Annotated in this window: 7 protein-coding genes; 1 reads left to right on the top strand and 6 read right to left on the bottom strand. The window is 68.3% G+C overall.

Annotated elements, in window-relative coordinates:
* Window positions 1-402: 402 nt before the first annotated feature.
* The 6 genes from VF794_RS14845 to VF794_RS14820 are packed head-to-tail and all read right to left on the bottom strand — an operon-like array spanning window position 403 to window position 6,329.
* Entirely contained in the window at window positions 403-2,190 is a 1,788-nt protein-coding gene (locus VF794_RS14845) for an ABC transporter substrate-binding protein (RefSeq protein WP_331110892.1), read from the bottom strand.
* A gap of 5 nt (window positions 2,191-2,195) precedes the next feature.
* Entirely contained in the window at window positions 2,196-2,474 is a 279-nt protein-coding gene (locus VF794_RS14840; RefSeq protein WP_331110890.1) for a DUF2160 domain-containing protein, read from the bottom strand.
* A gap of 4 nt (window positions 2,475-2,478) precedes the next feature.
* The gene (locus VF794_RS14835; RefSeq protein WP_331110889.1) at window positions 2,479-3,270 is read right to left on the bottom strand and encodes a carbohydrate ABC transporter permease; all 792 of its coding nucleotides are present in this window, start codon (window positions 3,268-3,270) and stop codon (window positions 2,479-2,481) included.
* The gene (locus VF794_RS14830) at window positions 3,267-4,139 is read right to left on the bottom strand and encodes a sugar ABC transporter permease (RefSeq protein WP_331110887.1); all 873 of its coding nucleotides are present in this window, start codon (window positions 4,137-4,139) and stop codon (window positions 3,267-3,269) included. Before VF794_RS14830 ends, VF794_RS14835 begins: the two co-directional genes overlap by 4 nt.
* Window positions 4,136-5,224: an ABC transporter ATP-binding protein gene (locus VF794_RS14825; protein WP_331110885.1), complete on the bottom strand. Its 1,089-nt coding sequence runs from the start codon at window positions 5,222-5,224 to the stop codon at window positions 4,136-4,138. Before VF794_RS14825 ends, VF794_RS14830 begins: the two co-directional genes overlap by 4 nt.
* The gene (locus VF794_RS14820) at window positions 5,211-6,329 is read right to left on the bottom strand and encodes an ABC transporter ATP-binding protein (RefSeq protein WP_331110883.1); all 1,119 of its coding nucleotides are present in this window, start codon (window positions 6,327-6,329) and stop codon (window positions 5,211-5,213) included. The genes VF794_RS14825 and VF794_RS14820 overlap by 14 nt, the downstream gene beginning before the upstream one ends.
* Before the next feature lie 182 nt (window positions 6,330-6,511).
* Here VF794_RS14820 and VF794_RS14815 point away from each other — a divergent pair.
* Window positions 6,512-8,030, top strand: a 1,519-nt coding sequence (locus VF794_RS14815) for a S8 family serine peptidase (protein WP_331110881.1), incomplete at its 3' end; no start/stop codon positions are given.

The raw sequence follows: 8,030 nt of genomic DNA, 5'->3' as shown, positions 1-8,030 counted from the left end.
CTCAAGCAGCAGCAGCGCAACGTACTGGAATACCTGACGGCCTCCTGTGAGGCTTTGCTACGCGGACAGCGCGGACCCTCGTTGCTGCCCTCGCAATCTCAGCTGCGACTCGCCACCGCCTGACGTGGTGAACGGTTACTCCGCGTCTACCTTCCGCGCGTACTCCTCCAACATCTACTTTACGAACTGTGGGAACCATCCTCCGGCCTTGAATTCTTCAAAATTTGTATTCCGGAAATGGTTCTTGAGATCTTCATACTCTTGGCGAACATCGTCTTTGACGGACATGCCGCTCCCCCGTTGAAGTTGTGGTGATGCTCTTGAATTGAGCAGGAACGCACCTGCTCTGGGCGGTGCGTTCCTGCCTTTCTACAACTCCGCTCTTGAGGCAGGGCAGGCGCGCTACTTCACGCGCCCTTCCTTCCAGGCCGCCAGGAGCTGCTCATAGGGCACGGTCTCGCCCTTGGGCTTCTCGTTGGCGACCTTCGCCCGGGGGGCGCCCGGCGCGTCGAACCAGAACTTCGCGTCCTTCACCGGGTTGAGCTTGGGCGGGCAGTTCTGCATGCCGGCGCGCTCCAGCCGGCCCAGCACGTCGTCCATCTGCTCGGCCAGCGAGTCCATCGCCTGCTGCGGCGTCTTCTCGCCCTCGACGGCCAGGCTGATGTTCTGCCACCACAGCTGCGCCAGCTTCGGGTAGTCCGGCACGTTGGTGCCCGTGGGCGTCCACGCCTCGCGCGCCGGGCTCCGGTAGAACTCCACCAGGCCGCCCAGCTTGTCCGCCACCTTCGTCACGTGCTCCGAGCGGATGTCCGAGTCACGGATCGGCGTGAGCCCCACCAGGAACTTCTTCAGCGACGTGCTCTTGGCCACCACGAACTGCGCGTACAGCCACGCGGCCTTGCGGCGCTCCAGCGGCGTGCTCTTGAGCATCGTCCACGAGCCCGTGTCCTGGTAGCCCAGCTTGGTGCCCTCCTCCCAGTACGGGCCGTGCGGCGAGGGCGCCATGCGCCACTTCGGCGTGCCGTCCGCGTTCACCACCGACAGCCCCGGCTTCGTCAGCGGCGCCGTGAAGGCCGTGTACCAGAAGATCTGCTGCGCCACGTTGCCCTGGCCCGGCACCGGACCGGCCTCGGAGAACGTCATGCCCGCGGCCTGCGGCGGCGCGTACTTCTTCAGCCAGTCGATGTACTTGGTGAGCGCGTACACCGCGGCCGGGCCGTTCGTCTCGCCGCCGCGCGCCACCGAGGCGCCCGCCGGGTTGCAGCCCTCGACGCGGATGCCCCACTCGTCCACCGGCTTGCCGTTGGGGAAGCCCTTGTCGCCCACGCCCGCCATGGACAGCCACGCGTCCGTGAAGCGCCACCCGAGCGACGGGTCCTTCTTCCCGTAGTCCATGTGGCCGTACACCCGGACGCCGTCGATCTCCTTGACGTCATTGGTGAAGAACTCGGCGATGTCCTCGTAGGCCGACCAGCTCACCGGCACGCCCAGCTCGTAGCCGTACTTCTTCTTGAAGCGCTCCTTCAGGTCCGGCCGGCTGAACCAGTCCGCGCGGAACCAGTACAGGTTCGCGAACTGCTGGTCCGGCAGTTGGTACATCTTCCCGTCCGGGCCGGTGACGAAGCTCTTGCCCATGAAGTCGTTGATGTCGAGCGTGGGCAGCGTGACGTCCTTGCCCTCGCCCGCCATGAAGTCCGACAGCGCCACCACGTGCCCGTAGCGCACGTGCGTGCCGATCAGATCGCTGTCATTGACATACATGTCATAGATGTTGCGACCCGACTGCATCTGGGTCTGCAGCTTCTCGATGACATCGCCTTCCTGGATGAGGTCGTGCTTGACCTTGACGCCGGTGATCTCCTCGAAGGCCTTGGCCATCGTCTTGGACTCGTAGACGTGCGTGTCGATCGTCTCCGAGACCACGTTGATGGTCGTGCCGCGGTAGGGAGCGGCGGCGTCGCGGAACCACTTCATCTCCGCGAGCTGCTGCTCACGGGTGAGGGTGCTCGGCTGGAACTCCTGGTCCACCCACTTCTCGGCGGCCTTCTCCAGCGCGGCGGTGTCCACCTGCTGCTGCGGCTGCGCGGTGGCGGCGGGCTTCTCCCCCTCCGCCGGCTTCGACTCCTTCTTGCATCCGGCCACGGGCACTGCGAGCGCCAGGGCCAGCGTCCATCTCAACGCGATCTTCAACGTGACTACCCCCATCGAGCGATGACGAGCATGAACAGCAACGACAAACCTACGGCGAACCACTGCGAGGCCTCTGTCAGACCGACCCACGCGAGATTGATGAAAGCGCTGCCCAGCAGGCCCACGAAGAGCCGGTCACCCCGGGTGGTGATCATGGGCAGCAGGCCCTTGTGGGGCGGGGAAGGGGAGCGGATTCCCCAGACGGTGTAGGCCGCGAGCAGCAGCACGATGACCACGAAGAAGCTGGCCGTCGGCGCCGTCCAGGCCATCCATTCCAGGTCCATGGGCTCACACCCTCCCCAGGGCGAAGCCCTTGGCGATGTAGTCGCGAACGAAGTAGATGACCACCGCGCCCGGCACGAGCGTCAGCACGCCGGCCGCGGCCAGCACGCCCCAGTCCATGCCGGCGGCGCTCACCGTGCGCGTCATGGTGGCCACGATGGGTTTGGTGTCCACCGACGTCAGCGTGCGCGCCAGCAGCATCTCCACCCACGAGAACATGAAGCAGAAGAACGCCGTCACCCCCACGCCCGAGCGGATGAGCGGCAGGAAGATGCGCAGGAAGAAGCGGGGGAAGCTGTAGCCGTCGATGTACGCCGTCTCGTCAATCTCTCGCGGCACGCCGGACATGAAGCCTTCCAGGATCCACACCGACAGCGGCACGGTGAAGAGCATGTGGGCCAGCGCCACGGCCCAGGGCGTGTCGAACAGGCCGATGCTCGAGTAGAGCTGGAAGAAGGGGAGGAGGAACACCGCGGGCGGCGACATGCGGTTGCTCAGCAGCCAGAAGAAGAGGTGCGAGTCCCCGAGGAAGCGGTAGCGCGAGAAGGCATAGGCCGCGGGCAGCGCCAGCAGCACGGAGAGCACCGTGTTGATGCCCACGTACGTCAGCGAGTTGAGGTAGGCGCCGCTCCAGTCCGGGTCGGTGAAGATGACGAGGTAGTTGGCCAGCGTGGGGTTGCGCGGCCAGGGCGTGAAGCCCCCGAGGATCTCCTCGTTCGTCTTCAGCGACATGCCCACCAGCGAGTAGATGGGGACGAAGCTCAGCAACAGATAGAGGGGAACGGCGAGGCGTTTCATTTCGCCGCCTCCCGGTCCGCGCTCGTCATGGCGGTATAGAAGATGTAGCTGAACAGCAGGATGACGAGGAAGTAGACGAGCGAGAAGGCCGCCGCCGGTCCCAGGTCGAACTGCCCCACCGCGAGCCGCGTCAGGTACTGGCTCAAGAAGGTGGTGGCGTTGCCGGGCCCGCCGCCGGTGAGCACGAAGGGCTCGGTGTAGATCATGAAGCTGTCCATGAAGCGCAGCAGCACCGCGATGGTCAGCACCCCACGCAGCCGGGGGAGCTGGATGTAGCGGAACGTGGCCCAGGCCGAGGCACCGTCGATGCGCGCCGCCTGGTAGTAGGCGTCGGGGATGGCGCGCAGGCCCGCGTAGCAGAGCAGGGCCACCAGCGGCGACCAGTGCCACACGTCCATGGCCAGCACCGTGAGCCAGGCATCCAGCGCGTGGGCGGTGTAGTTGTACGAGAAGCCGAGTCCGTTGATGGTCACGCCCAGCAGGCCGATGTCCCCTCGGGCGAAGATCTGCCAGATGGTGCCCACCACGTTGAAGGGGATGAGCAGCGGCAGGCCCAGCAGCACCAGGCAAGCGGACGCGGCACGCCCCTCCTTCGGCAGCACGAGCGCCAGGGCCACGCCCAGCGGAATCTCCAGCGCGAGCACCGCCAGGGAGAAGCCGAGCTGCCGCCGCAAGGCCCCGTGCAGCTCGGGATCTCTCAGCACCTTGCGGAACCACTCCGTCCCCACGAAGACGCGCTGCTCCGGGCCGAGGATGTCCTGCACCGAGTAGTTCACCACCGTCATCAACGGGATGACGGCGCTGAACGCGACGGCCACCAGCACGGGCAGCACCAGGAACCAGGCGCGTTGATTGATGGGTTTGCTCATGAGATGGCACCGCCTCCCGCGTACAGCGTCGTCCAGCGCGGCGGCAGCTCCAGCCAGCACGCCTCCCCGGGCGCGAGCCGCTCCTCCTCCGGCAGCCGCACCTTGAGGGACTGCGCCCCCAGCCGCGCCGTGGCCAGCTTGTGGCGCCCCAGGTTCTCCACCTGCGTCACCTCGACGCGCACCGAGGAGGGCGTGCCCTCCGGTACCCGTCGCAGGAACTCGGGCCGGATGCCGAGTCGCGGCTCGCCCCCGTTCGCTTTCGCCCGCGCGCACACGCCCGCGTCCAGCGCGAGGCGCTGCCCCTCCACCACCACCTCGCCGTCCTCCACGGTGCACGCCAGCAGGTTCATCCCCGGGCTGCCGATGAAGTAGCCGACGAAGGTGTCCGCCGGGCGCTCGAAGAGCTCCTGCGGCGTGCCCACCTGCACCACGCGCCCCTGGTTCATCACCACCACCCGGTCCGCGAGCGTCAGCGCCTCCACCTGATCGTGCGTCACGTACACGAGCGTCATCTTCAACTGCTCGTGCACCTGCTTCAGCTTGCGCCGCAGCACCCACTTCACGTGCGGGTCGATGACCGTGAGCGGCTCGTCCAGCAGGATGGCCGCCACGTCCCGGCGCACCAGTCCGCGCCCCAGGGAGATGCGCTGTCGCAGGTCCGCCGACAGCCCGCTCGCCCGCATTCCCAGGTCCGGGGTGAGCTCCAGCAGCTCCGCCACCTCCTCCACCCGCGAGCGCGTCTCCGCGGCCCCCAGGCCCCGGTTGCGCAGCGGGAAGGCGAGGTTCTCGGCGACGGTCATCGTGTCGTAGATGACGGGGAACTGGAACACCTGGGCGATGTTGCGCTGCTGCGGCAGGGCCCCGGTGACGTCCACGCCGTTGAAGAGCACCTGCCCGCGCGAGGGCCGCAGCAGGCCGGAGATGATGTTGAGCAGCGTCGTCTTCCCGCACCCCGAGGGCCCCAGCAGCGCGTAGGCGCCGCCGTCCTCCCAGACGAGCTCCAGGGGGCGCAGGGCGTAGTCCTTGTCGGACGACGGCGAGGGCACATAGGCGTGGGCGATGCCGCGGAGCTCAATCCTGGCCATGCGCGGACTCCTCGGAGGCGAAGGGGGGCGCGGCCACGAGCTTGCCCTCGGGGCCGAACACGAACATCCGGGACGGTGGGACGAACAGCTCCAGCGGCGCGCCGTACGGGTGCCGGTGGATGCCCTCCACCTGGGCGCCGAGCGACAGCTTCCCGTGCGCCGCGTGGATGAGCGTCTCGGAGCCGCTGACCTCCTCCACCTCCACATGCGCGGGGATGCGGACGTCCTCGGGCGAGCCGGGCGCGAGCCGCAGGTGGTGGGCGCGTACGCCCAGACGGTAGCGGCCGGGGGCGAGTCCCCGCAGGTGTCCGGACAGCGGGAAGGCCACCTCGGGCGACAGGCGCGCCCCGGACTCCCCGGAGACCTCCAGGTCCCACAGGTTCATCTGAGGATCGCTGAAGACCTGACCCACGCGCTCGGTGGCGGGCGTCTGGTACACCTCCAGCGTCCGGCCCACCTGCAAGAGGCGCCCCTCGTGGAGCACCGCCGTCCGCCCGCCGAGCAGCAGCGCCTCGGTGGGCTCGGTGGTGGCGTACACCACGACGGAGGGGCGGTCGCGGAAGAGCTGGCGGATTTCGGTGCGCAGCTCCTCGCGCAGCTTGTAGTCGAGGTTGGCCAGGGGCTCGTCCAGCAGCAGCAGGGAGGCGTCCTTGGCCAGCGCGCGCGCCATGGCCGTGCGCTGCTGCTGCCCGCCGCTCAGCTCCGCGGGCAACCGCTGCAGGAAGGGCTCCAGGCGGAGCGCCGCCGCCGTCTCCCGCACGCGCCGGTCGAGCTCCTGGGCGCCGAGCTTCCCCGCCAGCCGCAGCGGCGAGGCGATGTTCTCGTAGACGGTGAGGGAGGGGTAGTTGACGAACTGCTGGTACACCATGGCCACGTCGCGGCGGCGCACGTCCACGTTCGTCACGTCGGTGCCGTTGGCGAAGAGGCGCCCCGAGGTGGGCCGGTCCAGCCCGGCCAGCAGCCGCAGCAGGGACGTCTTGCCCGCGCGTGTGCGGCCCAGCAGCACGTTGAAGGAGCCGGGCTCGAGCTTCAGGTGGATGTCCGCGAGGTGCGTCTCACCGTCCACGACGCGTGTGATCTTCTCCAGCTCGATGCCCTGCTTCACCCGGTGTATCCCCTCGATGCCTACGCCATGAGTGACGGCGGGGGCGCACTGTAGGGAGAAGGCTCGCACCGGGTCCAGGAGAACGAGGGGTGGCCAGGCTGGCCGGCAGCCGTCTGGACGCCTTGGGTCATGCGGTTCTAGGGTCTGATTTCGGACCTTTGTTGGGGTCCGGGGGAAAATCCATGATCCGCCGACTCGCCATCCTGGGGCTGCTGTGCCTCACCGCCTGCCCCATCCTCGAAGAAGACCCTCCCGTGCCCACCACGCCGGTCACCGGCTCGGTGAAGGGCACCCTGTCGCCGTTCCAGAAGCAGTCCGCTTCCGGGTTCGTCGCGACCCAGCCGCTCGTGCTGAAGGAGATGGGGGCGGACAAGCTCTCCCGGGCCATCACGAGCGCGCTCGCCTCCAAGGGTGTGCTGCGCACGGGCTATCCCACGAGCAACCTGGTGCTCCAGGATCCCATCATCAAGGGCGAGGCCATCGTCCGCTTCGAGGAGGCGAACCTGTCCCCCGAGGCGGCCCTCGCCCGGGTGCGGGTGTCCGGCTACAGCGCCGTGCACAAGGGCTACATCAGCGAGCACCTGCACGTCTTCCGCTTCGAGCGCGCCGGTGTGCAGGCCATGGGCGGCACCCAGGAGGCGTCGGCCGTCCGGGCGCTGACGAGCGCGGAGCACACCGCCCTCGTCCAGTCGTTGGCGAGCGCGCCCGGCGTGCGCTACGCCGAGAGCAACCTGCGCGTGGTCCCCTTCGCGGTGCCGAATGATCCGCTCTACGCGCAGCAGTGGCACTACCCGAACATGAACCTGCCGGCCGCCTGGGACCTCACCACCGGCTCGGACTCCATGGTGGTGGCGGTGGTGGACACCGGCATCGTCACGCACCCGGACCTGGACGCCCGCGTCGTCCCCGGCATCGACCTCATCTCGGATGCCAGCAGCGCGGGTGATGGCAACGGGCTCGACAACGACCCGAACGACGTGGGCGGCGACACGCCCACCGGCGGCTCCTCGTTCCACGGCACGCACGTGGCCGGCACCATCGGCGCGTTGTCCAACAACGGCACCGGCGTGGCGGGCGTCACCTGGAAGGGCAAGCTCCTTCCCGTGCGCGTGCTGGGCAAGGAGGGCGGCACGCTGGCCGACATCGCCGCGGGCATGAACTGGGCCGCTGGCGGCAGCGTGCCCGGTGCGCGCGCCAATACGACGCCCGCCCGCGTCATCAACTTGAGCCTCGGGGGAACCGGCACCGCGCCCCAGTCGTTGCAGGACGTCGTCAACGCCGCCGTGGGCAAGGGGACCATCTTCGTCATCGCCGCCGGCAACGAGAACACGAACGCCACCGACACCTTCCCGTGCAACATGCAGAACGTCATCTGCGTGGGCTCGGTCCGCTTCAACGGCAAGCGCAGCAGCTTCTCCAATTACGGCGCCCCCGTGGACGTGATGGCCACGGGTGGCCAGGTGAGCGAGGACCTCAACGGCGACGACTTCCCGGACGGCGTGCTGTCCACCCTGCCCAAGGCCAACAGGGCGCCCGCCTATGACCGGTACAACGGCACGAGCATGGCCGCCCCGCACGTGGCGGGTATCGTGGCGCTGATGTTGGCGGTGAACTCCAACCTGACCTCCGCGCAGGTGGAGACCATCCTCAAGGAGACGGCCGATACGACGAGCAGGTGTGCAGAGGGCTGTGGCGCCGGTC

Origin of the sequence: Archangium sp., from assembly GCF_036389735.1 — a bacterium.
Taxonomy (GTDB): Bacteria; Myxococcota; Myxococcia; order Myxococcales; family Myxococcaceae; genus Archangium.
This window is presented reverse-complemented; position numbering and strand designations above follow the sequence as displayed.

Coding starts and splice junctions, on each gene's coding strand:
- VF794_RS14835 (WP_331110889.1), bottom strand. CDS start 3,270: ATGAAACGCCTCGCCGTTCCCCTCTATCTGTTGCTGAGCTTCGTCCCC.
- VF794_RS14830 (WP_331110887.1), bottom strand. CDS start 4,139: ATGAGCAAACCCATCAATCAACGCGCCTGGTTCCTGGTGCTGCCCGTG.
- VF794_RS14825 (WP_331110885.1), bottom strand. CDS start 5,224: ATGGCCAGGATTGAGCTCCGCGGCATCGCCCACGCCTATGTGCCCTCG.
- VF794_RS14840 (WP_331110890.1), bottom strand. CDS start 2,474: ATGGACCTGGAATGGATGGCCTGGACGGCGCCGACGGCCAGCTTCTTC.